Source organism: Roseateles sp. GW835-FHT13E02, assembly GCF_058794035.1.
Genome location: NZ_JBXAGJ010000016.1, coordinates 46558 through 73351, shown reverse-complemented (window position 1 = coordinate 73351; position 26794 = coordinate 46558). Strand labels below are relative to the sequence as shown.

Below are 26794 nucleotides of genomic sequence, written 5' to 3'. Positions count from 1 at the left end.
CAAGCAGGGCGGGCAGGCTCGATCTGCAACAAGTCGCAACAACAGGGCCTCCAGTCGCGCCATAGCAACATCTGACACCCCTGGCAAGCCCTGATATGCGGGTGTCACAGAGCCCTCTTAGACTCGCGGCCCGAAGCGTGAACAAAGTCACATCCTCAAGACAAGGGATGCTTGTCAACGCAACGCGGTTTTTCAACACCCCAGGGAAGGGACCTGCTCGTGGAACTGCTCGATACCTCGGCCTTGTTGCGCATGCTGGCCCTGTACACCCATGTATTGGCCTGTTTTGCGGCGGCGGCCAGTGTGGTTCTGGGTGATGTGGCCATCTTCATGCCCAAACGGGTGGATCGGGTGCTGCTGCGCAAGGCCTCGCGCCTGGTCTTCCTGTCTCTGCTGGCGCTGTGGGTCTCGGGCCTGGTGCTGATCGGAATCGACACCGGATTCGATCTGGCCGTCATCCTGGACAAGCCCAAGCTGCTGGCCAAGCTCAGCGTCGTATCCATCCTCACCCTCAATGGCTGGGCCTTGCACCGCTGGGCATTTCCACGCCTGGCATCGCCTCAGGATGCGCCGCACAAGGCCGCCGGCCTGCCGGCCCTGCTGGGTGGTGTGAGCAGCGCGTCCTGGCTGTTTGCGGCCTTCCTGGGTGTGGCCAAGCCCCTGGCCATCGTGCTGCACTACCCCGGTTTCATGGGGCTCTATGCCGCCAGCCTGGCCCTGGCGATTGCCATTGCCCTGGGTCTGATGCGGCAGCGTCTGGCGCGCCAGTTGCTCATCAGCGACGACGACACCATCTACAGCGTGCTCCAGGACGAGCCCCGGGGCATGCCAGCAGCCTGAGGCAGCCTGCCCTCACCGGGCTGGCTGCGCCCCTTCGGGCCGGGCCGGCGCGCTGAACCAGGCGCTGCGCGGCACAAACTTCGGGCTGGCCGGGTCGCCCAGGTAATGCGGCGACATGATCTGCACGCCGTACTCGTTGAACACATCCTGGATGTTCGCGTGCAGCTGGCTCAACACCTCGGCGCGCGGGCGCGGCTGGCTGGGCGCGGCCTGGCAGACCAGGCGGTACTCGGGGTAGAAGTCCGACAAGGCGGTCTGGAACACCCGGGCCGGCGGCGCATCGAGCACACCCGGCGTGCGCCGGGCCGCTTCCAGCAGCATGGCCTCGACCTGACGCCAGGGCGTGTCGTAGCCGATCGTCACCGTGGTGTCGACGACATAACCTACGCCCTGCACGGCGCGCGAATAGTTCTTGGTGACCGAGCCCATGACCAGGGAATTGGGCAGGGTCAGCTCCTCGCCCAGGCCGGTGCGGATGCGGGTGGTGAACATGCCCAGCTCGGTGATGGTGCCCTCATGCTCCTGCACCCGCACATACTCACCCACGCGGATGGTGCGCGAGAACATCAGGATCAAGCCACTGGCGCCCTGGCCGACGATGCTGGAGGCGCCGAGGGAAATCATCAGGCCCAGCAGCACCGACATGCCCTTGAAGGCCTCGCTGCCCGAACCCGGCAGGTAGGGATAGGCCATCACCAGGGCAAACAACCAGATGCCGGTGTTGATGATGCGGCGCGAGGGGCGCACGGTGTCGCGGTCCATCCAGCCCAGGCTGGCCTGGCCGGCCTCGATGCGGTCGAACACCGGCTTGAGCAGGCCGGTGGCCGCGCGCGCCATGGCAAAGATCACCAGCGCGATGAAAAGATCGGGCAAGGCATGCAGCACGCCGCTGCCGATCTTGAGCAGCACCGCCAGCAGGTAGGCGCTCAGCTGTTCGCCCCAAGGCCGGGTGTAGGGGAACTGGCTCAGCACCAGGCTCAGCCACTGGTAGCTGATCAAGGCCATCAAGCCCCAGCCCAGGCCCAGCACCAGCCAGTGGCTGAAGCTCAAGAGCTTGTCGCGCTGCAGCAGCGGTGTGCCGGCCAGGTGCAAGGCGCCGCTGCGTGAGGCCATGCGGGCCGCCAGGCCGGCATCAAGCGCCCGCTGGCCGCGCCGCACGGCCCAGAGCAGGCCGACAAAGACCAGGCTGGCCGCCAGGCTGTAGAGCGCCGCATGCCACAGCCGGCGCTGGTCGCGGCTCTCGCGCGTCTCGGCGATCAGTTGCTCCAGCTGGCGCTTGGCCTCGGCCACGGTGCTGTCGAGGGTGGCACCGCTGGCCACATCGACATCCTCGGGCGTCAGGATCAAGGCCATCTCGCCGTCCAGCATCAGCATCTGGCCCTGGGCTTCCTTGCGCACCGTCACCTCGCCAGCTCCTGAGCGGGCCAGCACCTCGTTCATGTAGAGATGGGTGCGGCGCGCCCGCTCGGCAGGGCTGACGCCCAGAAAGGGCGCGCGGTACTCGGCAATGCGGCGGTTCAGGATCTGCACCGGGGCGCTGGGCGCCGCGCTCACTGCGGATGCGGCTGGCGCCGGTGCCACCACCTGGGCCGAGGCGACCGCGCCCGTCAACCAGAGCAAGAGCGACGCGAGAACATGCCAGGGCCGCAGACGGCAGCCCCCGAAACGGAACACGTGCATCAACTCGGCTTCTCCCTCGTTCACATGGCCTTGCAAGCATAGCCGCAGCGCTGCGCGCACCAATCTGCGGCAAGCCCCATGCACCACGCCCAGGCAGGCCCGCGCCGCGCACCAAAGCGGCGCATGATCGGGCGAGACCGTGCGCAAGCCAGCGCCAGCCGCCTCGGCCAGCAGCGATCCCGAACGGGCACAGGGCTTGCATTCAGCCCCCCGCAAAGGCCACGGAGACGACCACGCCATGCACGCCCTCACCCTGCCCGCACCGGGCCATTACGACGAGATGCTGCTGCCCAGCGGCGCCCTGCGCCCGCATTACCAGTCCTTCGCGCACTGGTTGCATGCCCAGACCCCCGAAGCCCTGGCCAAGAAGCGGGCCGAGGCCGACCTGCTCTTCCACAAGGTCGGCATCACCTTCGCCGTTTACGGCGACGAGGCCGGCGCCGAGCGCCTGATCCCCTTCGACACCGTGCCCCGCATCGTGCCGGCCGAGGAGTGGCGCATGCTGGAAACCGGCCTTCGCCAGCGCGTCAATGCACTGAACCGCTTCCTTTGGGACATCTACCACGACCATGAGATCGTCAAAGCCGGCCTGGTGCCGGCCGAGCAAGTCTTCGCCAACGCCCAGTACCAGCCGGCCATGCAGGGCCTGGACCTGCCGCACGGCATCTACGCCCACATCACCGGCGTCGACCTGATTCGCCACGCCGACGGCGGCTACTACGTGCTGGAAGACAATTTGCGCGTGCCCAGCGGTGTCAGCTACATGCTGGAAAACCGCAAGATGATGATGCGGCTCTTCCCCGAGCTGTTCGCCAAATACCCGGTGGCGCCGGTGGCCCACTACCCCACCCTGCTGCTCAACACCTTGCGCCACGCCTCGGTGGCCGATCGGACTCCATTCGCCGGGCCGTCCCCAAGAATGGAGTCCCTGCCCCCTCGGGGGGCCGAGCGCGTACCCGCGGGAGCGGGGGCTGATGACGACCCGACGGTGGTGGTGCTGACCCCGGGCCCCTTCAACAGCGCCTACTTCGAGCATGCCTTCCTGGCCCAGCAGATGGGTGTGGAGCTGGTCGAAGGCCAGGACCTGTTCGTCAAGGACGAGTTTCTCTATATGCGCACCACGGTCGGCCCCAAGCGGGTGGACGTGATCTACCGCCGCATCGACGATGCCTTCCTCGACCCGCTCGCTTTCCGCGCCGATTCGATGTTAGGCGTGCCGGGCCTCTTGTCCGTCTACAAGCAGGGTCACCTGATCCTGGCCAATGCCATCGGCACCGGCGTGGCGGACGACAAGTCCATCTACCCCTATGTGCCGGACATGATCCGCTTCTACCTCGGCGAAGAGCCCATCCTGCACAACGTGCCGACCTGGCAATGCCGCAAGCCGGCCGATCTGGACCATGTGCTCACCCACATGGCCGAGCTGGTGGTGAAGGAAGTGCATGGCGCGGGCGGCTACGGCATGCTGGTCGGCCCGGCCTCGACGGCGGCCGAGGTGGCCGATTTCAAGGAACGGGTCAAGGCCAACCCCGCCAACTACATCGCCCAGCCCACGCTCTGCCTGTCCAGCTGCCCAACCTTTGTCGAGGCCGGCATCGCGCCGCGCCACATCGACCTGCGCCCCTTCGTGCTGACCGGCCGTGAAGTGAATATGGTGGCCGGCGGCCTGACCCGCGTGGCCTTGAAGCAAGGCTCCCTGGTGGTCAATTCGTCCCAAGGCGGCGGCACCAAAGACACCTGGATCCTGGAAGCATGAAGGCCCACCCCCGTAGCGCTTCGCGCTCCCCCTGCAAGGGGGCAAGCCCGTGGGCCCGGCCAAGCCGGAGCCCCGGGCTCCGCTGGGCTCGGCCACTCTTGTGCCAGCCGCGCCCCCATCCAACCACGGAGTGCTTCCATGTTGTCTAGGACCGCCGCCCAGCTCTACTGGATGAGCCGCTATGTCGAGCGCGCCGAGAACCTCGTGCGCATGCTGGACGTCACCCATTCCCTCTCGCTGCTGCCGCAGTCGCGCGGCGCCATGACCGAGTTGGCGGCACCGCTGGCCGTCACCGGCACGCTGGAAGCCTTCACCGCCAGCCAGCAACCGCTGGAGGCCGAGCGCCTGTTCAACTTCATGGCCCTGGACCTGAGCAACCCGGCCTCGGTGCTGAGCTGCCTGCGCCAGGCGCGCGAGAACGCCCATGCGGTGCGCGGCCAGATCACCGCCGAGATGTGGGAGGCCATCAACAGCACCTGGCTGGAGGGGCGCGAGTTCCCCAAGCGCGGCATCGCCAGCGTCTCCAGCTTTTTCGACTGGGTGAAGGAGCGCTCGCACCTGTTCCGCGGCGCCACCTACGGCACCTTGCAGCGCAACGACGCTTACTGCTTCATCCGCCTGGGCACCTTCATCGAGCGGGCCGACAACACCGCCCGCCTGCTCGATGTGAAGTCGCAGCTGATCGAGCCGGCCGTGGACAGCCTGATGCCGCTGGACATGCCCACCGAGAGCGCGCCCGATTTCTACGCCTGGAGCGCGCTGCTGCGCTCGCTCTCGGCCTTTGAGGCCTATCACGCGGTCTACCGCGACGCGCTGGACAGCCGGCGTGTGACCGAGCTGCTGATCCTGCGCCCCGATGTGCCGCGTTCGCTGCGCGCCTGCTGCGACGAGATCCGTGAGATCCTGCCCCTGATCGAGGCGCGCAGCGGCGCGCTCGATGCCGGTCGTCAGGTCAAGCTGCTGGCCGGCCGCCTGGCCCTGCGCCTGGCCTATGGCGAGGTGGGCGAGATCCTGGCCACCGGCGTGCACCGCTGGTTGACCGGCTTTCTGGAGGAATCGGCCCAGCTCAGCGACGCGATCCGCCTGGCCTATCTGGAGGCGAACTGAGTCGTGGGGTGAACGAGTGAACAGGTGAACCAGTGAACTTGTGAATACCAAGCGAGCACCTGCGACAGCACCCTCTCACCATTCACCCATTCACCCATTCACCCATTCACCTGTTCACCCGTTCACCTGCCCCCCACCATGCACCTCGCCATCCACCACGAAACGGTTTACCGCTACCAGCACCCGGTGCAGCGCAGCACCCAGGTTCTGCGCCTGACCCCGACCGATGGCAGCCGCCAGCGCGTGCTGCGCTGGGAGCTGAACCTGCCGGCCACGGCCAGCCGCGGGCTCGATGCCTACGGCAACACCATGCATGTGCTGACCCTGGACCGGCCGCACAGCGAGATCCACCTCCATGCCTGCGGCGTGGTCGAAACCGACGACGGCCCGCCCACGCCCGACCCGCGTGACGGCCGCTTCCCGCCCGAGGTCTTTCTGCGCGACTCGCCCCTGACCCAGGCCGATGCGGCCCTGCGTGACTTTGCCGCCGCCCATGCCGCCGCCGTGTCGGCCGATGCCCGCGAAGGTCTGATGGCCATGCTGCAGGCCCTGGCCCTGCACATGCCCTACACCCCGGGCTCCACCGACGCGGCCACGCCGGCGGCCGAGGCCTTTGCCGCGCGCCTGGGCGTCTGCCAGGACCATGCCCAGGTCTTTGCCACCTGCGCGCGCCTGCTCGGCATCCCCACGCGCTATGTCAGCGGCTACCTCGCCGCCGACACCGAGCATGTGGCCAGCCATGCCTGGGCCGAGGCCCGGCTGCCGGGCTCGGCGGAAGAAGGCGGTGGCTGGCTGGGCTTTGATGTCAGCAACCAATGTCTGGCCGACGGCCGCTATGTGCAGCTCGCCATGGGCGCCGACTACCTTGACGCTTGCCCGGTGCGCGGCATGCGCCTGGGCGGCGGGCAGGAGGCGCTGCGCGCCGCCGTGCGCGTGGCACCCACACCCGCGCCGGCCGAACAGCAGTGAGCCCACGGCGATAATCGCCCCGCCCCTGCTCTGACCCACTCCCCGGGCTGCACCATGACCTACTGCGTTGCCATGCGTCTCGACGCCGGCCTCTTGTTCGCCTCGGACTCGCGCACCAATGCGGGCGTCGACCACATCGCCACCTTCCGCAAGATGAATGTCTTCGAGGCGCCTGGTGAACGCCTGATCGTGCTGCTGAGCGCCGGCAACCTGGCCACCACGCAAAGCGTGATCAGCCTGCTGCGTCAGCGCCTGGAGCATGAGGGCGAGCACCTGCTCAACCGCCGCTCCATGTACGACGTGGCCGAACTGGTCGGGCGAACGGTCAAGGAAATCGTCGCCCGCGATGCCAATTCACAAAGCCTGGGCCAGGGCGTGGATTTCGGCGGCAATTTCATCGTCGGCGGCCAGATCCGCGGCGAGGAGCCGCGGCTTTTCCATGTCTACGCACAGGGCAACTTCATCGAAGCCTGCGAGGACACGCCCTACTTCCAGATTGGCGAATCCAAGTACGGCAAGCCCATCATCGACCGCGTCATCAACACCGGCACCTCGCTCAAGGAAGCGGCCAAGTGCACGCTGATCTCGTTCGACTCGACCATACGCAGCAACCTCTCGGTCGGCCTGCCGATCGACATGCTGCTCTACCGCGCCAACAGCTTTGCCCCGGCCGCACCCCACCGCGTCACCGCCGATGACCCCTACTTCAACAAGCTGCGCCGCGGCTGGGGCGAAGGGCTGAAGCGCGTGTTCGCCAAGCTCCCGGACGAAGACTGGTTCGCCTGAGAGCCGGGCGGCTCAACCGGCGTCAGCCCGCCAGGCCGACGTAGACCTCTTGCACATCGTCATGCTCGTCGATGGCGGCGAGAAAGGCTTCGACCTCTTCCAGCTCGGCGCCGCTGAGGCTGACGGTGTTCTTGGGCCGGTAGCCCAGCTTGGCCGAGACGACATTAAAGCCATGCTGTGGCAGGGCACGGCAGACCAGGTCCAGATCGGCGGCATCGCTGAGGAAGACGGTGGGGGCCACTTCGCCGTCCTCATCCGCCTCGCCGAGCTCGAAGTCCTGCGCGCCGGCTTCGATGGCGGCGAGTTCGGCATCGGCCCCAGGCTGCGCCGGCGTGGCCTCGATCAGGCCCAGATAGCTGAAGTCCCAGGACACCGAACCCGCCGCGCCCAGCTGGCCCTTACGGAACAGCACGCGGATCTCGGACACCGTGCGGTTGATGTTGTCGGTCAGGCATTCGACGATCACCGGCACTCGGTGCGGGGCAAAGCCTTCGTAGGTGACACGCTCGTAGTGCACCGCATCACCGAGCAGGCCGGCGCCCTTCTTGATGGCGCGCTCCAGGGTTTCACGCGGCATCGAGGCCTTGCGCGCCTGCTCCACCACCATTCGCAGGCGTGGGTTCAGGTCGGTGTCGGCGCCGCTGCGGGCGGCCAGCTGGATCTCCTTGGACAGCTTGCCGAAGATGCGACCCTTGGCATTGGCCGCCAGGTCTTTGTGTTTGGCTTTCCACTGTGCGCCCATGCGGCTGTGTCCTTGTTGGCTGGATGAATCTGTTGTTGATCAGCCGCATCGACGCGGCCGCGAAGGCCTTGATTGTCGCGGACGCGCAAGCCGCTCCCGGCGGTATCGAAAAATGCGCGCCACGGGCCGTTGTGGTGCATGCAGCGCACCTTCGGGGGGCAGGTCTTGCCTCGGGGCGGCCTTGCAAATCCGAGTTCGGCGTGCAGTTTGACAAGTTTTGAAACAAATCAAACCCGCATGAGGAATGGCATGGCGTGCGCCAGCGGCGATATTGGCAACCATGTCATCTCACCCCAGCTGAACCCAGGAGCCAGCCATGAACACCAGCGGTCCCGCCGCCCCCAGTTTTCTCTACCGCAGCGAGGCATTTGCCGAAGACCTGCCTGACTTGCCCGTGTGGAGCGAGTCGGAACGCCGGCCCCGCCGCGTGCTGAGATCGCTGTGGGTCGCCGCCGCCCTGTTCGTCGGCGCCGGCAGCACTGCCCTGGCCTGGATCGGCTACCGCATCTGAAGCCGGGGCACAAACGCCACCTGGAATGGACAAGGGGCTGCTCACGCAGCCCCTTTTGCTGTCACTTCGGCGCCCTCAGCGCCTCACATCTTCAGACCTTGCGACGGCGCTTGGCGACAGCCAGCAGACCCGCCAGGCCGAGCGCCATCAGCGCATAGCTGGACGGCTCCGGCACCGGGGCCGTCGCTGACAGCACGATCAGCTGGGACTGCGCGCCCGGCAGGGCTGAGCCGGTCTGGTCTTGTTCGGCCACCAGATAGATGGTGCCTTTTTCGTCGATGGTGACGCCTTCGATGCCGTTGTTCGGCAACACTTGGCTGAGATCCAGGCTGCTCAAGACCTGACCCTGGCGGTTCACCTCGACCAGCTTGCGCGAACCCAGGCTCAGCAGCAGCAGGTTGTCGGCCGCCGAGCTGCCGGCCAGGTGATCCACGCCCGAGAGCGTGGCCACATCGGACAAGCTGCTCAGACCCAGCGAGGCTGGATTGAACAAGGCACTCATCGCCGCCACGCCTCCGCCGGGCGGGGTCGAGCCGTCGCCCGAGCTGGATGGCGGGTTGCCGGTGGCCGCCGCAAAGCTCAGGCTGCCGGACAAGACGTTTTGCGGCGACTGCTGCTTGACGGCGATGAAGCTGCCGCCGTTGCGGGTGTCGTAGGCCAGGCCTTCGATGCCGTTGTTGCCGACCGAATTGTTGGCGATCGAGACGAAGTTGCTCTTCAGGACGGCGCTGCCACCATTGACGAAGCTGAAGCGGTAGACATCTTGCAAGCGCTCTTCGCTGACGGCCAGCATGCCGCCGCCCAGGTAGGCCAGGCCTTCCGTGTCGTGCTTGGTGCTGCCGGTGCCGCTCCAGTTGAAGGCCATCTTGCCCAGGGTCTGGCCGGTCAGCGAGATTTCGACCACGCCGGTGCCTTCATCACCGACATAGAACAAGGTGCCGCGGTCGCGGGCGTAGCTGACGGCCGAGGCCTCCAGGCCCGAGACCTGGTTGGCGCTGCTGCCGCCCAGCAGATCCAGGGCATAGCTGGCCTTGACCTGGTAGTTGCCGAGATCGAGGCGATCACCGGCCTGGGCCAGGCCGCTGGCGGCGGTCAGCAAGGCGAGAGCAAGGGATTTGAGTTTCATGTTCAGCTTCAAGGAATAGGTTTCAGATCGGGCGCGTGCAGCGACAGCTCAGCGCGGGCGCTTGCGCGCCACAGCGGCCAGCAGGCCCAGGCCGGCCAGGAGCAGGGCATAGCTTTCGGGCTCCGGCACCGGTGCGGCAGCGATCAGGCCGGGCGAGCCGATTTCCTGGCCATCGGCCGACCGGAAGGCGCCGTTGACGCCGACCACGCTGAGCTGGCTGATCAGGGCGTTGTTCAGGCCGGCTGCGTTGTCAAAGGTCTGCAGGGGCGCTGTGGTGCTGGACACACCGAACTCCACACGGGCCTGCAGCACGCCGCTGGCGTTGAAGATATTGACTGCATCACCGCCGGTGCTCAGGCCGACACCGGCCCCCTTGTACAAGCCGATCTGCAAGCCCACCGGCGCCTGGGCGCCGAACCAGGTGCTCAGGAAGCTGGCCGTGACGTCCTTCTCGGTGAAGATCACCGTCTCGCCCGCGGCGATGCTGGCGATGCCGGTCAGGGCCACCTTGGCCGTGCCGTTGGAGTTGTCGTCCATGGTCCAGCCACTCAGGCTGATGGCGGTGGTGCCCAGATTGCTCAGCTCGAACCAGTCCGCACCATAGGCGGAGTTGCCGCTGGACCAGGCCGAGACCTCGGTGATCCTCAGCTGGGCCAGGGCCGGCGTGCTTGCCAGCGCCAGCAGGGCTGCCACAGGAGCCACCAAAGGAGCCGCCAGAGGGGAGAAGCGGAAAGAGAAGAAGCGCGCTGCGTTCATGGAGGTCTGCCTTGTCGAGTCGTTGCGAGGGTGGAGGAGAAAGCCGCACGCCAGTGTCTGCAGACCGTATGACAGGCCGATGTGGGCAGACCACCTGAACACGGGGGGCTGGGCGTTGCAACCGGCATGAAACAGGGGGCATGCGGCGCGCAATGCTGCAGTGCACAATAGACCCGTCTGCAACAAGCCAGGGGTCAGGGATGCGCCGTGTTGTGTTCAATCAGAAGGGCGGGGTCGGCAAATCGACCATCACCGCCAACCTCGCCGCCATTGCCGCGGCCCAGGGCCGACGCACCTTGCTGGTGGACCTGGACCGGCAGGGCAACTCCAGCCGCTACCTGCTCGGCGAGGGCGCCGATGAGGCGCCAGCCGGTGCGGCCGAGTTCTTCGAGACGACGCTGGGTTTCAGCGTTCGCAAGCCCAAGACCAGCGACTTCATCGTCGAGACGCCCTGGGAACAGCTCCACCTGATGCCCGCCAGCCCCCTGCTCGACGAGCTGCACAGCAAGCTGGAGAGCCGCTACAAGATCTACAAGCTACGTGACGCCCTGGCCGAGCTCGGCGAGGACTACGACGAGATCTGGATCGACACCCCACCCTCGCTGAACTTCTACACCCGCTCGGCCCTGATCGCCGCGCAGCGCTGCCTGATCCCCTTCGACTGCGACGAGTTCTCACGCCGCGCGCTCTACGAGCTGCTGGACAACGTCAAGGAAATCCAGGCCGACCACAACCGCGAGTTGCAGGTCGAAGGCATCGTCGTCAACCAGTTTCAGGCCCGGGCCGCCCTGCCCCAGCGCACCGTGCAGGCCTTGATCGACGAGGGCCTGCCGGTGCTGGCGCCTTACTTGAGCGCCAGCGTCAAGGTCAAGGAGTCCCACGAGCTCTCACGGCCCATGATCCACCTCGACCCGCGCCACAAGCTGACGCTGGAGTTTGTCGAGCTGTACCAGGGCCTGGCCTGAGGCGCGGCGGCGCCCGGCGTTGCCAAACCCGCAGAAACACCGGCCAGCGCCGGTCGCTGTCACGGTTGTGTCACAGAGCGTCCAAAGAATGGTCCGCAGGTCGTGACGAGGGTGCCATAGCGCACACCCCGATGCTCCGACCCTCGCCCTTTGTTTGCCCCACTCTGAGGACTTTGCATGCTGTCTGCACTCCAACTCAAGCTGGGCAAGCGCCTGGCATCCGCCCTGCCTGCCGCGCTCTTCCTCGCGCTCTCGACCGCCCAAGCGCAGGTCGTGGAAGTGGCGGGGTCATCGACCGTGGCCAAATCCATCGTCGAACCCAGCCAAGCCAAGCTGCGCGAGGCCACCGGCATCGAGCTGAAGATGCTGTCGGTGGGCACGGGCAAGGGCATGCAGATGCTGTTTGACGGCAAGGTCAAGGTGGCGGCCGTGTCTGCCTCGCTGGACGAGGCCGTGGACGATGCCAAGAAGGCCGGCGCGAGCGCAACTCCGGCCGGGCTCAAGCTGCACACCTTGCTGACCGATCAGCTCGTGCCCATCGTGCACAACGACAACCCGGTCAAGGAACTGAGCCGCGAGCAACTGCGCGGACTGCTCAGCGGCAAGCTGCAGAACTGGAAAGAGGTGGGCGGGCCCGACCTGGCGGTGCTGGTGGTGACCGGTGCCCCCGGCTCGGGCACGCGCGGCGTGATCGAAAAGCAACTGCTGGCTGGCCAGGCCTTTGCCAGCACGGCCAAGGAGCTGCGCACCAGCGCCGCCGAGTTGTCCGAAGTGGCGCGCGAGAAAGGGGCCATCGGCTACGTCGGCTCGGGCACTGCCGAATCGGCCAAGGGCAAGATCAAGGAAATCAAAGCACCCACCCTCTCTCGCCCCCTGGGCCTGGTGACCGTCGGCGAGCCCTCGCCCGAGGTGCGCAAAGTGTTGGACTACCTGCAAAGCACGGAGGCCAAGAAGCAGTTCCTGCAATAGCAACACAGCCTCAGCCGGTTGGGATCCAGGGAGTTCAACATGACCAACAAAGAGATCACGATCCAACACACGCTGCTGACGGCCTTTGCTGCGGTCATCCTCAGCCTCTCGGCCTTGGCGGGCCTGGCCCTGTGGCAGATTCACACCCTCAGCGCACAGCTGCAGTCGGCCACGCAGAATCTGGTGGCCAAGCTGGCCTCGGTGGCCAGCCTCGAAGCCGTCAACCTGAGCCGCGCCATCACCGTGCGCGACCTCGCCCTCAACGAGGACATCAAGGTTCAGGCACAGCTGCAGGCCGAGCTGAAGACCCAGGCCGAGGCGCTGAGCGCGCTGAACGCCGAGCTGGACCAGACGCCGTGGACCGCCGAGCAAGCCGCGCAATGGGCTCGCCTCAAGGCCGGCACGCAGACCATGGCGACCCTCACCAGCCCCCTGCCCGGCATGATCGATGAGGGCCGGTTTGATGAGGTCAAAGCCCTGGTGGCCGACAAGGTGCGGCCGGCCCAGCTAGCGCTGAACCAGGTGAGCGCGCAGCAGCGCCAGCTGGTCAATCAGGAGGCCCAGCAGGTGCGCGCCAAGGCCGAGGCCGCCATCCACGCCGCCGAGCGCTCACGCACCGGTATCGTCCTCGGCCTGGTTCTGTTGGCCAGCGCCTCCATCGGCATCAGCCTCTGGGTGTCCCGGCGCATCAGCCGCCAGCTGGGGGCCGAACCACAGGCCTTGATGCGGGTCTGCCAGGCCCTGGCCACGGGCGATTTCAGCGTGCCGCTGCAGGGCCGGCCGGGCAGCGTGATGGACAAGCTGGAACACACCCGCCAATCGCTGGCGCAGCTGGCTGGGGGCATTGCGCAAGCGGTACAAAGCATGAGCCTGGCGGCGCAGGAAATCAGCGCCGGCAACCACAGCCTCAGCGGCCGCACCGAGCAGCAGTCTTCCTCCTTGCAGCAAACCGCGGCGGCCATGGAGCAGATGACCGGCTCGATTCGCGAGGCCGCGGACCATTCCCGCTCGGCCACCGAGATGGCCGATTCGGCCCGCAGCGTGGCCGAGCAGGGCGGCCAGCATGTGCAGCAGGTCGTGCACACCATGAACGAGATCGCCGGTGCCAGCCACAAGATCGCCGAGATCATCGGCGTGATCGATGGCATCGCCTTTCAGACCAACATCCTGGCGCTCAATGCCGCGGTGGAAGCCGCCCGTGCCGGCGAGCAGGGGCGCGGCTTTGCCGTGGTGGCCAGCGAGGTGCGACAGCTGGCCCAGCGCAGCACCCAGGCCGCGCGCGAGATCAAGTCGATGATCACGAACTCGGTCGAGCGGGTCGAGCGAGGCAACCGCCTGGTCCATGAGGCCGGGGCATCGATGGAACGCATCGTCGACGAAGTGCGCCAGGTTTCCGCCCGCATCGCCCAGGTCACCCGGGCAGCAGAAACCCAGAGCCGGGACATCTCGCAAATCAATGCCTCGGTGTCCAGCATCGATGCCGGCACGCAGCAGAACGCCGCCCTGGTCGAGCAAACCGCGGCGGCGGCGGAGAGCCTCAAGTTCCACGCCGAGAAGCTGGCGCAGGCGGTGGCGGTGTTCCGCTTCGCCTGATGCGGCCCGGCCGGGCATGAAAAAAGCGGGCCGAGCCCGCTTTCTTTTCGGTGTCCGAGCCGACTCAGCGCTTGCGGCTGCGCCGCGCCATGAAACCCACCACACCGAGACCGGCCATCAGCAAGGCATAGCTGCTGGGCTCGGGCACCGGCGTCACGTCGATGCCGAAGGTGTAGAAGCTGTTGTTGCGGTTGGAGATGCCGCTGACCGTGATGGTGTAGTTGCCGGCAATGGCTTGACCGGCGCCTTCCAGGATTTGGAAGGAATTGCCTGTCGTCAAATTCAGAGCCTCGGGGCCGGGGAAAGCGCCTCCACTGATGGTTGCCTGGAAATTGCTGAAGGCGAATTCAGGGCGCGAGAAGTTGGCGCTGATCAGCACCGACGCATCGCTGAAGCTGCTCAGCGTGAAATTCCAGGTGTCGCTGAAGCTGACCCCATTGCCGAGAGGCGCTGAGTTCTGCAAGGCGCCCGTGGCCGTGATGTCGCCGAGGTTGTAAGTGGCCGCCTGTGCCGCGCCAGCGCCCAGCGCCAAGGTGGCGGCCAATGCCAAAGTCGAGAATTTCATGCCGGAGCCCTTCTTTCTCTGTGTGACGATCTGCGGACCGAACGATCCCACAAAACCATCGCTGCGGCAAAACAGCCGCTGTGTGGTCAAAGAATAGCGCAGCGGCAAAAACCTGGGATCCGCAAAAACAGGGGGGATGGGAAAACACCGGGGCCAGCCACTGCGGAGCCCCGCCCCATCCTGCGCGTGGTCCAGGCTCAGACCGGGCCGTCCACCCGCATCGAGAAGTCCACCGCCTTGATGTCCTTGGTCAGGCGGCCGATGGAGATGCGATCCACGCCGGTGGCGGCGATCCAGCGCAGCTGATCCAGGGCCACGCCGCCGGAGACCTCCAGCAGGGCGCGGCCGGCGTTGAGGCGCACCGCCTCGATCATCTCGGCCTCGCTGAAGTTGTCCAGCAGCACGCTGACGGCGCCGGCGGCCAGGGCCTCCTGCAGCTCGGCCAGGGATTCGACCTCGATCTGGATGTCCACGCCCGCGTTCAGCGCCTGGGCGGCGCGCAAGGCCTCGGACACACCGCCGGCTGCGGCGATGTGGTTTTCCTTGATCAGGATGCCGTGGTACAGCGCCAGGCGCTGGTTGGCGCCGCCGCCCACGCGCACCGCGTACTTTTGCGCCAGGCGCAGCCCGGGCAGGGTCTTGCGGGTGTCCAGCACCACGCAGCCGCGCGGGTTGCTGCTGGCGCCGGCAATCGCGTCGACATGGGCCCGGGTCAGCGTCGCAGTGGCCGAGAGCAGTTGCAGAAAGTTCAGCGCCGGGCGCTCGGCCGTCAGCAGCAGGCGGCCGTCTGCCTCAATCTGGCACACCAGGGTGTCGGCGGCCATGCGCGCGCCTTCGGCGTACAGCCACTCGATGCGGCTGCTCGGGTCGAGGGCGGCAAACACCGCCTCGAACCAGTCGCGACCGCACAGCACCGCGTCCTCACGCACCCGCACATGGGCTTTGACGCGCCGGCCGGCCGGCACCAGCTGGGCCGTCCAGTCGCACACGCCGACATCCTCGAACAGGGCGTCGCGCACATTGCGCTGGCGGGCTTGGTCCAGGGTTTCGTTGTGGTCAAACATGGCGGGCGGTCTCGGTCAGGAGCAAAGAAAGGGCGACAGTCTAGTCCGGCTCGCCAATGCGCAGGCTGAGCGGCGGCAAGCCGTCGATGTGGCCGCTGATCTCGTCGCCGGGCCGCACGGCGCCGACACCGTCGGGCGTGCCGGTGTAGATCAGGTCGCCCGGCTGCAGGTGGTAGTACTGCGAGAGATTGGCCACGATCTCGGGCACGCTCCAGATCATGTCGGCGATATCGCCGCGCTGCTTCTGTACGCCGTTGACGGCCAGGCTGATCGTGCCCGCGCGCAGCACACCGGTGTCACTGACACGCACCAGCTCGGTGATGACGGCCGATTGCTCGAAACCCTTGGCCGTGTCCCAGGGTCGGCCGTTGGCCTTGGCCTCGGCCTGCAGGTCTCGGCGCGTCATGTCCAGGCCGGCGGCATAGGCCCAGACCGCCGCGCGCGCCGCCTCGGGCGTGACCTTGAAGACCGGCGCGCCGATGGCGATCACCAGCTCCATCTCGTAGTGGTAGTTCTGCGTGCCGGGCGGATAGGGCACGGTAGAGCCCGAGGGCACCAAGGCGCTGGCCGGCTTGCTGAAGTAGAAGGGCGGCTCGCGATCGGGATCGGAGCCCATTTCACGCGCATGGGCGGCGTAGTTGCGGCCGACGCAGAAGATGCGGCTGACGGCGTAGCGCGCCTGGCTGCCGCTCACGGCCACGCTGGGCTGCTCGGCGGGGGGGAAGATGTAGTTCAAGCTCATGGCCAATCGGTCCTGCAGTGCCGGTGTGAGGTTGCCAAGCATACGACCGCGCGGCCCGATTCGCGGCTGCACTTGGCAAGTGCGGGCGCCCTGTGTAGGGTGGCGGCCATGTCAAAGTGCCGCACTGCCCTGCCCCCACGATCCATGCCCCCGCGGCTCCACTGGACCCATGCCCTGAGTGCCTGCTGCCTCGCCGCCCTGGTGGGCTGCGCCAGCAGCCCCAACCCATCCCCGGCCGGCAGTGCCGGCAAGCCCCGGCCCTCGCCCGCCAGTTCCGACCGCGACGGACCCGAGGCCGTCATCCCGCCCGGGCTGGATCAGGTGCCCGACGCCACGCCCAAGCTGGAGCCCATCCGCAAGGGCGGCCCCAACAAGCCTTACGAAGTCTTCGGCCAGCGCTACGAGCCCATGACCGAGGACCTGCCCTTGGTCGAGCGCGGCCTGGCCTCCTGGTATGGCAAGAAGTTCCATGGCAAGCCCACCTCCAGCGGCGAGATCTACAACATGTACGCCATGACCGGCGCCCATGCCACCATCCCCATCCCCGGCTACGCCCGCGTGCGCAACCCGGCCAATGGCCGCGAGGTGCTGGTGCGCATCAACGACCGCGGCCCTTTCCACCGCGGCCGCATCATCGATCTCAGCTACACGGCGGCGCTCAAGCTCGGCATCCTCAAGGGCGTGACGCCGGTCGAGGTGGAGCGCATCACGTTCGAGGACATACGCACCGGCGCCTGGCAGCGCAAGGACAACAAGCCCGCGCCGGGCAGCCCGCCCCTGCCCGACAGCAACCCGCCGGTCTATGCCGCGGCCGGTGCCGCCGGTGCGGCCGAGCTGGAAAGCACCCAGCAGCTCGCCCTGGCCGAGGCCGCGCGCCCGGCGGCCGAGCCACCCCTGCCGGCCGCGCCACGCGCCGCCAGCCGCGGCTTCTGGGTGCAGCTGGGCGCTTTTTCGCGCATGGACGGCGCCGAGGCCATGCGCCGCCAATTGCTGGCCGAACTGGACTGGCTGGCGCCCTTGCTGGCCGTGTTCAAGGACAGCGGCCTGCACCGCCTGCAGGCCGGGCCCTACGCCTCACGCGAGGATGCCCGCCAAGCGGCCGACAAGGTGCGCGGCGCCCTGGCCATGAATGCGGTGGTGGTGGAGCGCCGCTGACGCGGGAACAACAGGGCAAATTGCCACCTGTTCGGGCCGGCGGGCCATTGTGTCGCCCCGGGGGCTCGGCGATCATGAGGGCCGGCCCCGCCTCGCGCGGGTCGCGCCCCTACCGAGCCGTTGATGACGCAGTCCCTCGATGCCAACACCCTGCTGCAGGTGAACGCCGTGTTCCACGGCTTCACGGCCCTGGTATGGCTGATCATGGCCCAGGTCTTTCGCATCGCGCCGCGCGCCGCCCTGCTGCTGGCCACGGCCTATCTGTGCATCATCCCGGCCCTGCTCTGCCTCGACTGCCAGGCCTGGTGGCCGGCCGCGCTGCAGGGCTGGGTTCAGAAACTGCTGAGCCTGCTGGGCTTCGCGCTCATGACCCTCGGCATTCGCCGCATGATGCGGCTGCGCATGCGCTGGCTGGACATCGCCGGTGTCGCCGGGCTGGCCGCTGCGGCCATGCTGGCCCTCAGCTTCAGCGGGCACGCAGCGGCTGCCCTGGCCCTGAACTCGGCCGGCATGGGCGCACTGACCTTGTTGGCCGCACGCGATGTGCTGACCGGCGGACGCGCCACCTTGCTGCCCTGGGTACGGGCCTTCATCGTCTTTCCCTATCTGCTGATGGCCTTGATGCTGCTGGGCCGCAGCCTGAGCCTGCTGTGGCTGAACGAGCAACGGCCCTTCTTCGTGCAAGGCCAGCATGCCAGTGTCTGGCTGGCTGGGGCCTATCTGGTGCTGAGCCTGGCCATCGGTATCGGCCTGGTGGGCGTCGTTGTGACCCGCTTGATCGACCGCATCCGCTACATGACCCTGCGCGACCCGCTGACCGACGCGCTGAACCGCCGCGCCCTGGCGGCCGAGCTGGCCCAGCTGCAGGCCCAGGTGGAGCGGGGCCAGACCCACAGCCTAGTGATGCTGGACGTGGACCATTTCAAGCAGATCAACGACAGCCTGGGCCATGCCGCGGGCGATGCCGCCTTGCTGCATCTGGTGAAGGTGTTGCGCGCCTCGATGCGCGAACTCGACCGCCTGGGTAGGCTGGGGGGCGAGGAGTTCTGTGTGCTGCTTCCGCACACCCCACTGCCCGACGCCGCGCGGGTGGCCCAGCGCATGTGCGAAGCCCTGCGTCGCAGCCCCCTGGTCTGGCGCGAGCAGTCGCTGCCACTGACGGCCAGCTTCGGCGTGGTGCCCTGCCAGGCGGGCGATCCGCAGGGCGACAGCAGTCTGGCCATGGCCGACTGGCTGGTCTACCGTGCCAAATCCTTGGGCCGCGACCGCGTCTGCGTGGCTGAACCGGGCGCCAGCCTGGGTCGGGAGCTGTCAGCATGAACCTCGGTGGCGGCCCCACGGATGCACTGACGCTGCTGGCCGCCACGGTGCTGGTGTTTGCCGTGGCCAGCCTGTTCTGGTGGGTGATGGCCCAGGGCGCGCGCCTGGCTCCGCGCGCGTCCTTCGGCCTGGCCCTGGTCAATGCCATGCTGGCCGCCTCGCTGACCTTGCATGCCCTGCGCGGCGAAGCGCCGCACTGGCTGAGCTTCTGGGCCTCGGACGTGCTGTCCATCGGCGCCCTTGCCGTGCTGCGTGCGGTGGTCCCGACCCTGGTCCGAGGGCGCCTCGCCTGGCGCAGCGCCCTGGCCCTGCTCGTGCCGGCCGCCCTGCTGCTGGCCCATCTGCCCTACAGCGGCGATATGCGCAATGAAACCCGGGTGGTCTTCGGCAGCCTGGGTGCCCTGGCCCTGATGAGCGCTCTGGACGCCTGGCGGGCGCTGCGCCAGCGGGTGTCGGTGGCCATGTCCCTGCTGCTCTCGGGGCCGCTGTTCCTGATCAGCGTGCTGCTGGTCGGGCGTTTGATCGAGTCCCTGGTCCTGCCGGGCAACAACACCGACATCCTGGGCTCGGGGGATTTCAACATCGCCTGGCTCTGGTCCATGCTGGCCATGAATCTGGTGCTTAACACCACCATGGCTTTTCTGATCCTGGCCAAGCTGATCCGGCGCATCCAGCGCCTGACCCGCCACGACCCACTGACCGATGTGCTGAACCGGCGCGCCCTCAGCGAGGCCATCGACACCGAGCATGCCCGCCTTCAACGCGGCAAGCCCTATGCCCTGGTGATGATCGACATGGACCGCTTCAAGCAGCTCAATGACAGCCTCGGCCACGCCGCCGGCGACGCGGCCCTGCAGCGCCTGGTCGAGGTGCTCAAGCCCTGCGTGCGCGAGGTCGATGCCCTGGGCCGCCTCGGCGGCGAAGAGTTTTGCATGCTGCTGCCCCTGACCGACATTGCCGGCGCCGCCCTGGTGGCCGAACGCATGCGCCTGAATCTGGAAGAAAGCGAGTTCCTCTGGCAGGGCCAGAGCTGGCCGCTGACCGCCAGCTTCGGCATCGCCGAGGCGGAGCCCGGCGACATCAGCGCCGACGCCGTGCTGAGCCGCGCCGACCGCGCCATGTACCGCGCCAAGGCGCAGGGGCGCAATGTGGTGCAGGCGCTGGACGCCTGACGAGCATGAGCCGAATGGCTTACAGAAACGTGTGAGGGCTTCCACGGAGCTGTCGTGATGGCTGAACAGAATGCGCCGGGCTTTCAACCACCCGGTCGCCACGCTGCCACCCCCCATCATGTCCGAACAAGAATTCGCCCCCTCCCGTCGCCATCTGCTGAAGAGCGCCTCGGCGGCCGCCGCGCTGCCCTTCATCGCCACCCTCGGCGCCCTGCACAGCCGCGAGGCCCAGGCTGCCGGAAACACCCAGCTGATCGACAGCCCCTACGGCCCGATCGCACCGGTCAATGACCTGAGCACCGGCCTGCCCCTGCTGCAACTGCCGGCCGGCTTCAGCTACAAGAGCTATGGCTGGACCGGTGATGCCATGAGCAATGGCAAGCCCACGCCGCGCGCCCACGATGGCATGGCCGTGGTGCAAAGCCGCCGTGTGGGCCGCAGCACCGAGCTGGTGCTGATCCGCAACCATGAAGTCTCAACCGGCCCGGACGCCAGCTACTTCGGCGCGCCCGCGGTGTACGACACCGGCATGTCCGGCAGCAACTACTTCAACGGCGGCACCACCAATCTGGTCTTCCGTGACGGCAACTGGGTGCGCACCGACGCCAATCTGGGCGGCACCCGCAGCAACTGCGCGGGCGGCCCCACGCCCTGGGGCAGCTGGCTGAGCTGCGAGGAGGTCAGCTCCGACAGCATGAGCAGCCAAGGCAAGAAGCACGGCTATGTGTTCGAGTGCGCCGCCGACCCCAGCCAGACCACCGGCCAGCCCATCGTCGGCATGGGTCGCTTTGGCCACGAGGCGGTCGCCATCGACCCCGTCTCGGGCATCGCCTACCTGACCGAAGACCTGTCGGGCAAATCCGGCTTCTACCGCTACATCCCCCTGGTCACGCCCGGCAGCCTGGGCAGCCTGGCGCAAGGTGGCCGCCTGCAGATGGCCAAGGTCAAGGGCCAGAACAACGTCAACATCGCTCCGGCTCAGCTGGAGCAAAGCTATGAGCTGGAGTGGGTGGACATCGCCGATCCTGACCAGAACCGCGGCACCGCCAGGGGCTTGAACGGCGTCAACATCAACGACTGCGCCGGCCCCTTCGTGCAGGGCTGGGCGCAGGGCGCGCTGCGCATGAATCGCGGCGAAGGCATCTGGCACCACGCCGGCAAGATGTATGTGATGGACACCTCGGGCGGCAATGTCGGCCGTGGTGCCATCTGGGAACTCGATCTGGCCACGCAGACCCTGGTCTGCATCTACGCCAGTGCCTCCGAGCTGGTCGGCGATGCCGGCGACAACCTGACTGTCAGCCCGCGTGGCGGCATCGTCATCTGCGAGGACGGCGGCGGCGCCACCGACAGCTTTGGCTTCGGCAGCCGCCTGATGAGCCTGACCCCGGAGGGCGACACCTTCATCCTGGTCAAGAACAACGTCAACGTCAGCGCCGCCCAACTGACTGCCGCGGGCAAGCTCAGCAGCCTGGCCGGTGACCGCCGCAGCTCCGAGTTCTGCGGCGCCTGCTTCGACCCGACCGGCCGCTACCTCTTCGTCAACATCCAGACCCCCGGCATCACCCTGGCCATCACCGGCCCCTGGGGCAAGGGCCCGCTCTGAAGCCGCCCCGCCCATTCACCGAACCCAGGACCCTTCCATGAACAAGATTTCCTCCATCGCCGCAGCCGCCCTGTTCGCCCTGGCCGCTCAGGCCCAGGCCGCCGTCTACACCGGCAGCAGCGCCAACACCGGCGCCGCCAGCGTGGACAGCAGCTTCGCCAGCGCCAGCCAGCTGTTCTTCGACCTGAGCTTCGCCCGGCAAGGCCAGGTCACGCTGAACTTCCTGGTCGAGGCCCAAGACCTCGGCCAGACCCTGAGCTTCAACGCCCTGGTCAGCAACCTGTCCGGTCTGGGCTTTGAGGCCGCCAGCGTGCGACTGAACGGCGCGCGCTTTGCCGCGCCGGCCGGCACGGTGAGCACCGATGGCTTCCAGCCGGTGCTGGCCTCGGGCCACAGCGCTGACAGCCTCTGGGCGCAGTTTGGCGGCCCGGGCGTGACCACGCAGTTCTCCATCGGCAACCCCTTGCTCGAAGCCGGCGCCCAAGACTGGTCGCTGGACCTGAGCGGCCGGCAGGTCGGCGAGACCTTCAGCATCACCGTGGCAGTGCCGGAGCCGCAAACCTATGCCCTGCTGCTGTCCGGCCTGGCCGTGCTCGGCTGGGCCGCACGCCGCCGAAGCGTTTGATCCCGAGTTCCAGAACCCACCGAACGCACCGTCATGAAAACCACCCTCGCACTCACCACCGCCCTCTTGCTGGCCCCATGGGGCCAGACCCTGGCGGCCGACGCGCCCGTCACGCTGAAGTTCCAGCAAGGCGTGAACGGCTACACCGGCGCGCAAGACGCCCACATCCGCAGCAATGAAACCAGCGGTGGCGACAGCCGCGGCGTCAACTACGGCAGCCTCGATCACCTCAGCATCGACGGCGACGACGGCAGCCCGGGCGCCAAGCCCAACCAAGGTCTGATCCGTTTCGAGCAGCTGTTCGGCACGGCTGCCGGCCAGATCCGCGGCGGCGACACCATCGTCTCGGCCACCCTGCAGCTGCAGGTCTTCGACGCCGGCAGCGGCTTCACCGTGCACCAGATGCTGCGCGATTGGAACCAATCCACCGTGAGCTGGAACCTGGTCGGCGCCGGCATTCAGACCAACGGTGTTGAAGCCGGCACCAGCAGCCTGGCCAGCGTGGGTGCCAACAACAGCAATGCCAATATCGGCACCGGCCTGTTGAGCATCGACCTCACCGCTTCGCTGCAAGCCATGCAGGCCGGCACGGTGGCGAACCATGGCTGGTTGCTGCAGCCTTTTGCCGCCGGCAGCAACGGCATCGACTTCCACAGCAGCGAAGCCAGCAACGCCAGCCTGCGCCCCCTGCTCAGCGTGCAGCTGGTGTCCAGCGTGCCCGAACCGCAGAGCTGGGCCCTGCTGGGCGCCGGCCTGATGGCGATCCTGGGCCTGCAAGGTCGTCGCAGCCGCCGACACTGAGACCGACCGGGCTCAGGCGCGGCCCGTGCCGCGCGCCGTCCCTCAGGCCAAGGCCACGCGGTTGCGGCCCAGGTGTTTGGCGCGGTACATCGCGCTCTCGGCGCGCGCCACCAACAGATCGGTGGCGTAGGGCGGCGCATTGGCCAGGCCGATGCTCAGGGTGACATCCAGGCCCTCGGCCAGCTGCGACCAGGGGTAGAGCTCGACGGCGCTGCGCAGGCGTTCGCAGACCTCGACCGCGCGATCGGCCACGGTGTCGGGCAGGGCGACCAGGATCTGGTCATCGGCCAGGCGCAGCAGCAGGTCGCGAGCGCGGGTGTTGTCGCGCAGCATCTGGGCCAGCACCTGCAGCACCTGGTTGCCCACGTCCAGGCCATGCTGGCGGGTCAGGGCGGTGAAGCGATCGACATCGATCAAGGCCAGGGTCAGGGGCGCGGCCGTCAGCTCGGCGGCGCGCACCAGGGCCGGCATGCGCGCCGCCATGCATTCGCGGTTGCCCAGGCCGGTCAGCGGGTCGCGCCAGGACGCGTCTGGCGGCTCGGCCACTTCGCTGCCGACGGCGGCCTCGCGTCCGTTGGCCGGAGAGAGGCGCCGCTCTTCCAGCGAGCGCTCCGCCTCGACCCGGGTGACAAAGAAACGCGCCTGGGCCGCCAGCTGGGCCACAGCGCGGCTGCGCGCCACGGCCAGGTGTTGCTCCAGGTGGTGCAAGGCCTGGGCGGCGTCGCCCAAGGCTTGCGTGGCACGGTAGGCAGCATGGTGCAAACGCATCAGCAGCTCGCTCTGCGCCCGCCCGGCGGATTCGGCCAGCACGGCCGCCAGGGCCTGGGCGGCGCCTGCCGCATCGCCACGCGCCAGCTGCAGCTCGGCCAGAGAGCAACGCGCCCGCCATCCCAGGCCCAGATAGCCATGGGCATCGATGTCGGCCAAGGCCTCGTGCAGCACGGCCTCGGCTTCGTCCAATCGGCCGAGATGGAGCAGGATCTCGCCGCGGTTGCTGTCGCTGATGGCCAGCACAAAACACTCCCCCACCGCCAGGCCATGGGGCCGCGCCGCCAAGGTGTGCTGCAAGGCGCGCGAGAGTGCATCCTGGCCTTCGCGGCGCTGCTCGGGCGACTGGCTGTGGCGCAGCAGCTTGTAGTGGCTCAGGCCCACGGTGGCCAGATTGTTGTGGGCGATCAGGCGCTCGGTCGGACCGGCCTGCTCGGCCACCAGAGCGGCTGCCTCGTTCATCAGGCGTTCGGCCTGCCAGGGGTCGCCCATGCGCTCCAGCACGGCACCCACGGCATTGAGCGCCAGCGCCACCAGCTTGGGCTCGGCCAACTCGCGGGCGCGCGCCAGGGTTTCGTTGACATGGGCCAGGGCCGATTCGAAGTCGCCCATCTCGGCGGCGGCAAACGCCATCCAGCGCAGCAGCTCGCACAGGGAGGCGCTGCTGCCCTGCTCGCGAAAGGCGGGCATCAGCTGCTGGGCCGCCGCCAGCATGCCGGCCATCTCGCCCCGGCGGTACATGTAGAAGCAGCGCCAGCGCCCGGCTTCCAGGTATTCGCTGAACTGGCCCTGGCTGCTGGCCACCTCCCAGGCTCGCGTGGCGGCGGCAAAACCAAGGCCCAGATCGGCCTGGGCCTGTGCGCGCGCCACCGCCAGCCAATCCGCCAGGGTCTCGCCACCAACCGCCGCCGCGGCCGCATCCTCGTCGCTGTGCAGTACTGCTTGCATGGGCGTCTCAAATCAATGGAGGCGCAAGCGTAGCCGATCTGGGCGCGCCTGCGCCCCCTCAGGCGAGCGGTGGGGTGGCTTGGCCTTGCAGCACGCGGGCGATGAAATCGCTCTTGGCCGCACGGTAGGCCGCCTCGCCCGAGCTGGCATGGGCCTGCTTGATGGCGTTGTATTGCTGCACCAGCTCGGGATCTGCCAGCAAGGCGTCGCGGAATTGCAGGAAGTCCTCGAACTCCGAGCCCGCGGCCACCACCTGCACCGCATGCTCGGGCAAGGCGGCGGGTGCGATGAGCATGCACAGCTCAGGCGTGCTCAAGGTGTCCTGCTGCTCGACATAGCCCTGGGCCTGCAAGCAGGCCACGGTGTCGGCATGGGCGGCGGCCGGCACGATCAGGCAGAGGTCGAGATCGCCCTTGGACACGGCGCCGGGCACGGCCGAGGAGCCGATGTGCTCCAGCCGCCCCTCGGGCACCCAGGCGCGCAGCTGCGCCGCCACGGCATCGAAACGCGCCGCCAGGGCGGCCTGGTAGGCATCAGCCGGAAAGAGTTCCATGGTGTGAGAAGAGGGCAAAGGTCCTCCATCTTCGCCCAGCTCGGGCCGCGCCCGGCATGACCAGGGGCACCGCCGATCAACGGCTGGTCGGCATCACGAACTCGGCGCCCTTGGCCACGCTGGCCGGCCAGCGCTGCATCACGCTCTTCTGCTTGGTGTAGAAGCGCACGCCCTCTTCGCCATAGGCATGCATATCGCCGAACAGGCTCTTCTTCCAGCCGCCAAAGCCCTGCCAGGCCATGGGCACGGGGATGGGCACATTGATGCCCACCATGCCCACCTGGATGCGGCGCACGAACTCGCGGGCGATGTGGCCATCGCTGGTGTAGCAGGCCACGCCGTTGCCGAACTCATGGGTGTTGACCAGATCGACCGCCGCGGCGAAATCGGGCACGCGCACGCAGGCCAGCACCGGGCCGAAGATCTCCTCGCGGTAGATGCGCATCTCGGGCCGCACATGGTCGAACAAGGTGCCGCCGGTGAAGAAGCCGCCTTCCAGGCCCGGCACTGTGAGGCCGCGCCCGTCCACCACCAGCTGTGCGCCCTCTTCCACCCCGAGGGCGATGCAGCGCTCGATGCGGTCGCGCGCTTCGCGGCTGACGATGGGGCCCATTTCCGCATCGAGTTCCATGCCGTTCTTGATCTTGAGGCGGCGGGCCCGCTCGGCCACGGCCGGGATGATGCGATCGGCCACATCGCCGACCAGCACTGCCACCGAGATCGCCATGCAGCGCTCGCCGGCCGAGCCGTAGGCGGCGCCGATCAAGGCATCGACCGCCTGCTCGACATCGGCATCGGGCATCACCACCATGTGGTTCTTGGCCCCGCCCAGGGCCTGCACGCGCTTGCCCTGGGCCGCGCCGGTTTGGTAGATGTACTGGGCGATGGGGGTGGAGCCGACGAAGCTGAGCGCCTTCACATCGGGGTGGTGCAGCAAGCCGTCCACGGCCAGCTTGTCCCCCTGCAGCACATTGAAGACGCCATCCGGCAGGCCGGCGCGTTGCAGCAACTCGGCCACGAACAGGCTGGGCGAGGGGTCGCGCTCGCTGGGTTTGAGGATGAAGGTGTTGCCGGTCACCAGGGCCAGCGGCGCCATCCACATGGGCACCATGAAGGGGAAGTTGAAAGGCGTGATGCCGGCCACCACACCGAGCGGCTGGCGCAGGGTCCAGTTGTCCATGCCGGACGAGACCTGGTCGCTGAAGTCGCCCTTGAGCAGCTGCGGTGCCCCGCAGGCGAATTCGACGATGTCGATGCCGCGCGCCACCTCGCCCTGCGCGTCGGTGAAGACCTTGCCATGCTCGGCCGTGATCATGGCGGCCAGCTCGTCCTTGTGCGCATGCAGCAGCTCCAGGAACTTGAACATCTCCCGGGCACGGCGCAGCGGCGGCGCATCGGCCCAGGCCGGGAAGGCAGCTTGTGCGGCGGCCACGGCGGCCTCGACATCGGCCGCGCTGGCCAGCTGCACCTGGCGCGCCACCTGACCGGTGGCCGGGTTGTAGACCGGCTGGCTGCGCGCGGCGCTGGTGACGTGCACGCGGCCGTTGATGAAGTGGCCGACATCGTCGCGGCGGTCGAAGGGCGGAACAGGGTTGTGGCTCATGGCGGGGCTCTCCAGGGGATGGCCCAGTCTAGGCAGAGCAGACACGGCTGCCAATCCAGATTCGGCAACTTG

26 protein-coding genes are annotated in these 26794 nt (G+C 67.8%); 16 read left to right on the top strand and 10 right to left on the bottom strand.

Annotation, left to right across the window (positions count from 1 at the left end; genetic code table 11):
• The first annotated feature begins 219 nt into the window (after positions 1-219).
• The gene (locus AC1Q6P_RS16240; protein WP_492665094.1) at positions 220-840 is read left to right on the top strand and encodes a hypothetical protein; all 621 of its coding nucleotides are present in this window, start codon (positions 220-222) and stop codon (positions 838-840) included.
• Between the two features lie 12 nt (positions 841-852).
• Here AC1Q6P_RS16240 and AC1Q6P_RS16235 read toward each other — a convergent pair whose 3' ends face one another.
• Complete coding sequence (locus AC1Q6P_RS16235) at positions 853-2520, bottom strand: mechanosensitive ion channel family protein (protein ID WP_492665093.1); 1668 nt, start codon at positions 2518-2520, stop codon at positions 853-855.
• Between the two features lie 238 nt (positions 2521-2758).
• Here AC1Q6P_RS16235 and AC1Q6P_RS16230 point away from each other — a divergent pair, with 238 nt between their 5' ends.
• The 4 genes from AC1Q6P_RS16230 to AC1Q6P_RS16215 all read left to right on the top strand — a co-directional run bounded on the left by AC1Q6P_RS16230 (position 2759) and on the right by AC1Q6P_RS16215 (position 7138).
• Positions 2759-4276: a circularly permuted type 2 ATP-grasp protein gene (locus tag AC1Q6P_RS16230; protein WP_492665092.1), complete on the top strand. Its 1518-nt coding sequence runs from the start codon at positions 2759-2761 to the stop codon at positions 4274-4276.
• Between the two features lie 138 nt (positions 4277-4414).
• Complete coding sequence (locus AC1Q6P_RS16225; RefSeq protein ID WP_102769064.1) at positions 4415-5383, top strand: alpha-E domain-containing protein; 969 nt, start codon at positions 4415-4417, stop codon at positions 5381-5383.
• A 138-nt stretch (positions 5384-5521) separates the two neighbouring features.
• Complete coding sequence (locus tag AC1Q6P_RS16220; protein WP_492665091.1) at positions 5522-6352, top strand: transglutaminase family protein; 831 nt, start codon at positions 5522-5524, stop codon at positions 6350-6352.
• Between the two features lie 72 nt (positions 6353-6424).
• A complete protein-coding gene (locus AC1Q6P_RS16215) occupies positions 6425-7138 on the top strand; it encodes a proteasome-type protease (protein WP_492665090.1) in 714 nt (237 codons plus the stop codon).
• A 22-nt stretch (positions 7139-7160) separates the two neighbouring features.
• Here the strand turns inward: AC1Q6P_RS16215 and AC1Q6P_RS16210 are convergent, their stop codons facing one another.
• Complete coding sequence (locus tag AC1Q6P_RS16210) at positions 7161-7880, bottom strand: YebC/PmpR family DNA-binding transcriptional regulator (protein WP_102769061.1); 720 nt, start codon at positions 7878-7880, stop codon at positions 7161-7163.
• Positions 7881-7903: 23 nt separating this feature from the next.
• On the opposite strand from AC1Q6P_RS16210, the gene AC1Q6P_RS16205 reads away from it, so the two are divergent.
• Positions 7904-8101, top strand: coding sequence for a hypothetical protein (locus tag AC1Q6P_RS16205; protein WP_492665089.1), 198 nt, complete (start codon positions 7904-7906; stop codon positions 8099-8101).
• 95 nt (positions 8102-8196) lie between these two features.
• Positions 8197-8391 (top strand): hypothetical protein, encoded by a 195-nt coding sequence (locus AC1Q6P_RS16200; RefSeq protein WP_102769059.1) that lies wholly within the window; start codon positions 8197-8199, stop codon positions 8389-8391.
• A 91-nt stretch (positions 8392-8482) separates the two neighbouring features.
• Here the strand turns inward: AC1Q6P_RS16200 and AC1Q6P_RS16195 are convergent, their stop codons facing one another.
• Positions 8483-9517, bottom strand: coding sequence for an SdiA-regulated domain-containing protein (locus AC1Q6P_RS16195; RefSeq protein WP_492665088.1), 1035 nt, complete (start codon positions 9515-9517; stop codon positions 8483-8485).
• Between the two features lie 48 nt (positions 9518-9565).
• A complete protein-coding gene (locus AC1Q6P_RS16190) occupies positions 9566-10273 on the bottom strand; it encodes a lamin tail domain-containing protein (protein WP_492665087.1) in 708 nt (235 codons plus the stop codon).
• 200 nt (positions 10274-10473) lie between these two features.
• Between AC1Q6P_RS16190 and AC1Q6P_RS16185 the strand changes: the two genes are divergently transcribed.
• The 3 genes from AC1Q6P_RS16185 to AC1Q6P_RS16175 all read left to right on the top strand — a co-directional run bounded on the left by AC1Q6P_RS16185 (position 10474) and on the right by AC1Q6P_RS16175 (position 13800).
• Complete coding sequence (locus AC1Q6P_RS16185) at positions 10474-11238, top strand: ParA family protein (RefSeq protein WP_102769057.1); 765 nt, start codon at positions 10474-10476, stop codon at positions 11236-11238.
• A 177-nt stretch (positions 11239-11415) separates the two neighbouring features.
• The gene (locus AC1Q6P_RS16180) at positions 11416-12207 is read left to right on the top strand and encodes a substrate-binding domain-containing protein (protein ID WP_271007494.1); all 792 of its coding nucleotides are present in this window, start codon (positions 11416-11418) and stop codon (positions 12205-12207) included.
• Between the two features lie 39 nt (positions 12208-12246).
• Complete coding sequence (locus AC1Q6P_RS16175; RefSeq protein WP_492665086.1) at positions 12247-13800, top strand: methyl-accepting chemotaxis protein; 1554 nt, start codon at positions 12247-12249, stop codon at positions 13798-13800.
• Between the two features lie 64 nt (positions 13801-13864).
• Here AC1Q6P_RS16175 and AC1Q6P_RS16170 read toward each other — a convergent pair whose 3' ends face one another.
• From AC1Q6P_RS16170 to AC1Q6P_RS16160, 3 genes are all read right to left on the bottom strand, one after another.
• The gene (locus tag AC1Q6P_RS16170) at positions 13865-14365 is read right to left on the bottom strand and encodes an FxDxF family PEP-CTERM protein (RefSeq protein ID WP_492665085.1); all 501 of its coding nucleotides are present in this window, start codon (positions 14363-14365) and stop codon (positions 13865-13867) included.
• Between the two features lie 197 nt (positions 14366-14562).
• Positions 14563-15429 carry a carboxylating nicotinate-nucleotide diphosphorylase gene (gene nadC / locus AC1Q6P_RS16165; protein WP_171826669.1) on the bottom strand — a complete coding sequence of 289 codons (867 nt, stop codon included), beginning with the start codon at positions 15427-15429 and terminating at the stop codon, positions 14563-14565.
• 40 nt (positions 15430-15469) lie between these two features.
• Positions 15470-16171, bottom strand: coding sequence for a fumarylacetoacetate hydrolase family protein (locus tag AC1Q6P_RS16160; RefSeq protein ID WP_492665084.1), 702 nt, complete (start codon positions 16169-16171; stop codon positions 15470-15472).
• Between the two features lie 144 nt (positions 16172-16315).
• On the opposite strand from AC1Q6P_RS16160, the gene AC1Q6P_RS16155 reads away from it, so the two are divergent.
• From AC1Q6P_RS16155 to AC1Q6P_RS16130, 6 genes are all read left to right on the top strand, one after another.
• Positions 16316-17326, top strand: a complete 1011-nt coding sequence (locus tag AC1Q6P_RS16155) for a septal ring lytic transglycosylase RlpA family protein (RefSeq protein ID WP_492665083.1) — start codon at positions 16316-16318, stop codon at positions 17324-17326.
• A gap of 123 nt (positions 17327-17449) precedes the next feature.
• Positions 17450-18646 carry a GGDEF domain-containing protein gene (locus AC1Q6P_RS16150; protein ID WP_171826666.1) on the top strand — a complete coding sequence of 399 codons (1197 nt, stop codon included), beginning with the start codon at positions 17450-17452 and terminating at the stop codon, positions 18644-18646.
• Positions 18643-19818: a GGDEF domain-containing protein gene (locus tag AC1Q6P_RS16145; RefSeq protein ID WP_492665082.1), complete on the top strand. Its 1176-nt coding sequence runs from the start codon at positions 18643-18645 to the stop codon at positions 19816-19818. The genes AC1Q6P_RS16150 and AC1Q6P_RS16145 overlap by 4 nt, the downstream gene beginning before the upstream one ends.
• A 118-nt stretch (positions 19819-19936) precedes the next feature.
• Positions 19937-21424 carry a PhoX family protein gene (locus AC1Q6P_RS16140; RefSeq protein ID WP_102769718.1) on the top strand — a complete coding sequence of 496 codons (1488 nt, stop codon included), beginning with the start codon at positions 19937-19939 and terminating at the stop codon, positions 21422-21424.
• 37 nt (positions 21425-21461) lie between these two features.
• Positions 21462-22049 (top strand): PEP-CTERM sorting domain-containing protein, encoded by a 588-nt coding sequence (locus AC1Q6P_RS16135; protein ID WP_171826663.1) that lies wholly within the window; start codon positions 21462-21464, stop codon positions 22047-22049.
• Between the two features lie 33 nt (positions 22050-22082).
• Complete coding sequence (locus tag AC1Q6P_RS16130) at positions 22083-22850, top strand: DNRLRE domain-containing protein (RefSeq protein ID WP_492665081.1); 768 nt, start codon at positions 22083-22085, stop codon at positions 22848-22850.
• A 42-nt stretch (positions 22851-22892) separates the two neighbouring features.
• Here AC1Q6P_RS16130 and AC1Q6P_RS16125 read toward each other — a convergent pair whose 3' ends face one another.
• The 3 genes from AC1Q6P_RS16125 to AC1Q6P_RS16115 form a co-directional block, all read right to left on the bottom strand.
• Positions 22893-24566, bottom strand: a complete 1674-nt coding sequence (locus AC1Q6P_RS16125) for a diguanylate cyclase domain-containing protein (protein ID WP_492665080.1) — start codon at positions 24564-24566, stop codon at positions 22893-22895.
• Positions 24567-24624: 58 nt separating this feature from the next.
• Positions 24625-25119, bottom strand: a complete 495-nt coding sequence (locus tag AC1Q6P_RS16120; protein ID WP_492665079.1) for a GrpB family protein — start codon at positions 25117-25119, stop codon at positions 24625-24627.
• A gap of 76 nt (positions 25120-25195) precedes the next feature.
• Entirely contained in the window at positions 25196-26722 is a 1527-nt protein-coding gene (locus AC1Q6P_RS16115; RefSeq protein WP_492665078.1) for a CoA-acylating methylmalonate-semialdehyde dehydrogenase, read from the bottom strand.
• Positions 26723-26794 lie beyond the last annotated feature (72 nt).

What these genes read in the sequence shown, in the direction of transcription:
- AC1Q6P_RS16130 (WP_492665081.1), top strand. Translation starts at nt 22,083, where the DNA reads ATGAAAACCACCCTCGCACTCACCACCGCCCTCTTGCTGGCCCCATGG.
- nadC (WP_171826669.1), bottom strand. Translation starts at nt 15,429, where the DNA reads ATGTTTGACCACAACGAAACCCTGGACCAAGCCCGCCAGCGCAATGTG.
- AC1Q6P_RS16215 (WP_492665090.1), top strand. Translation starts at nt 6,425, where the DNA reads ATGCGTCTCGACGCCGGCCTCTTGTTCGCCTCGGACTCGCGCACCAAT.
- AC1Q6P_RS16120 (WP_492665079.1), bottom strand. Translation starts at nt 25,119, where the DNA reads ATGGAACTCTTTCCGGCTGATGCCTACCAGGCCGCCCTGGCGGCGCGT.
- AC1Q6P_RS16230 (WP_492665092.1), top strand. Translation starts at nt 2,759, where the DNA reads ATGCACGCCCTCACCCTGCCCGCACCGGGCCATTACGACGAGATGCTG.
- AC1Q6P_RS16175 (WP_492665086.1), top strand. Translation starts at nt 12,247, where the DNA reads ATGACCAACAAAGAGATCACGATCCAACACACGCTGCTGACGGCCTTT.
- AC1Q6P_RS16160 (WP_492665084.1), bottom strand. Translation starts at nt 16,171, where the DNA reads ATGAGCTTGAACTACATCTTCCCCCCCGCCGAGCAGCCCAGCGTGGCC.
- AC1Q6P_RS16235 (WP_492665093.1), bottom strand. Translation starts at nt 2,520, where the DNA reads ATGCACGTGTTCCGTTTCGGGGGCTGCCGTCTGCGGCCCTGGCATGTT.
- AC1Q6P_RS16150 (WP_171826666.1), top strand. Translation starts at nt 17,450, where the DNA reads ATGACGCAGTCCCTCGATGCCAACACCCTGCTGCAGGTGAACGCCGTG.
- AC1Q6P_RS16185 (WP_102769057.1), top strand. Translation starts at nt 10,474, where the DNA reads ATGCGCCGTGTTGTGTTCAATCAGAAGGGCGGGGTCGGCAAATCGACC.
- AC1Q6P_RS16180 (WP_271007494.1), top strand. Translation starts at nt 11,416, where the DNA reads ATGCTGTCTGCACTCCAACTCAAGCTGGGCAAGCGCCTGGCATCCGCC.
- AC1Q6P_RS16140 (WP_102769718.1), top strand. Translation starts at nt 19,937, where the DNA reads ATGTCCGAACAAGAATTCGCCCCCTCCCGTCGCCATCTGCTGAAGAGC.
- AC1Q6P_RS16205 (WP_492665089.1), top strand. Translation starts at nt 7,904, where the DNA reads ATGAATCTGTTGTTGATCAGCCGCATCGACGCGGCCGCGAAGGCCTTG.
- AC1Q6P_RS16170 (WP_492665085.1), bottom strand. Translation starts at nt 14,365, where the DNA reads ATGAAATTCTCGACTTTGGCATTGGCCGCCACCTTGGCGCTGGGCGCT.
- AC1Q6P_RS16210 (WP_102769061.1), bottom strand. Translation starts at nt 7,880, where the DNA reads ATGGGCGCACAGTGGAAAGCCAAACACAAAGACCTGGCGGCCAATGCC.
- AC1Q6P_RS16200 (WP_102769059.1), top strand. Translation starts at nt 8,197, where the DNA reads ATGAACACCAGCGGTCCCGCCGCCCCCAGTTTTCTCTACCGCAGCGAG.
- AC1Q6P_RS16225 (WP_102769064.1), top strand. Translation starts at nt 4,415, where the DNA reads ATGTTGTCTAGGACCGCCGCCCAGCTCTACTGGATGAGCCGCTATGTC.
- AC1Q6P_RS16145 (WP_492665082.1), top strand. Translation starts at nt 18,643, where the DNA reads ATGAACCTCGGTGGCGGCCCCACGGATGCACTGACGCTGCTGGCCGCC.
- AC1Q6P_RS16135 (WP_171826663.1), top strand. Translation starts at nt 21,462, where the DNA reads ATGAACAAGATTTCCTCCATCGCCGCAGCCGCCCTGTTCGCCCTGGCC.
- AC1Q6P_RS16220 (WP_492665091.1), top strand. Translation starts at nt 5,522, where the DNA reads ATGCACCTCGCCATCCACCACGAAACGGTTTACCGCTACCAGCACCCG.
- AC1Q6P_RS16125 (WP_492665080.1), bottom strand. Translation starts at nt 24,566, where the DNA reads ATGCAAGCAGTACTGCACAGCGACGAGGATGCGGCCGCGGCGGCGGTT.
- AC1Q6P_RS16155 (WP_492665083.1), top strand. Translation starts at nt 16,316, where the DNA reads ATGCCCCCGCGGCTCCACTGGACCCATGCCCTGAGTGCCTGCTGCCTC.
- AC1Q6P_RS16190 (WP_492665087.1), bottom strand. Translation starts at nt 10,273, where the DNA reads ATGAACGCAGCGCGCTTCTTCTCTTTCCGCTTCTCCCCTCTGGCGGCT.
- AC1Q6P_RS16195 (WP_492665088.1), bottom strand. Translation starts at nt 9,517, where the DNA reads ATGAAACTCAAATCCCTTGCTCTCGCCTTGCTGACCGCCGCCAGCGGC.
- AC1Q6P_RS16115 (WP_492665078.1), bottom strand. Translation starts at nt 26,722, where the DNA reads ATGAGCCACAACCCTGTTCCGCCCTTCGACCGCCGCGACGATGTCGGC.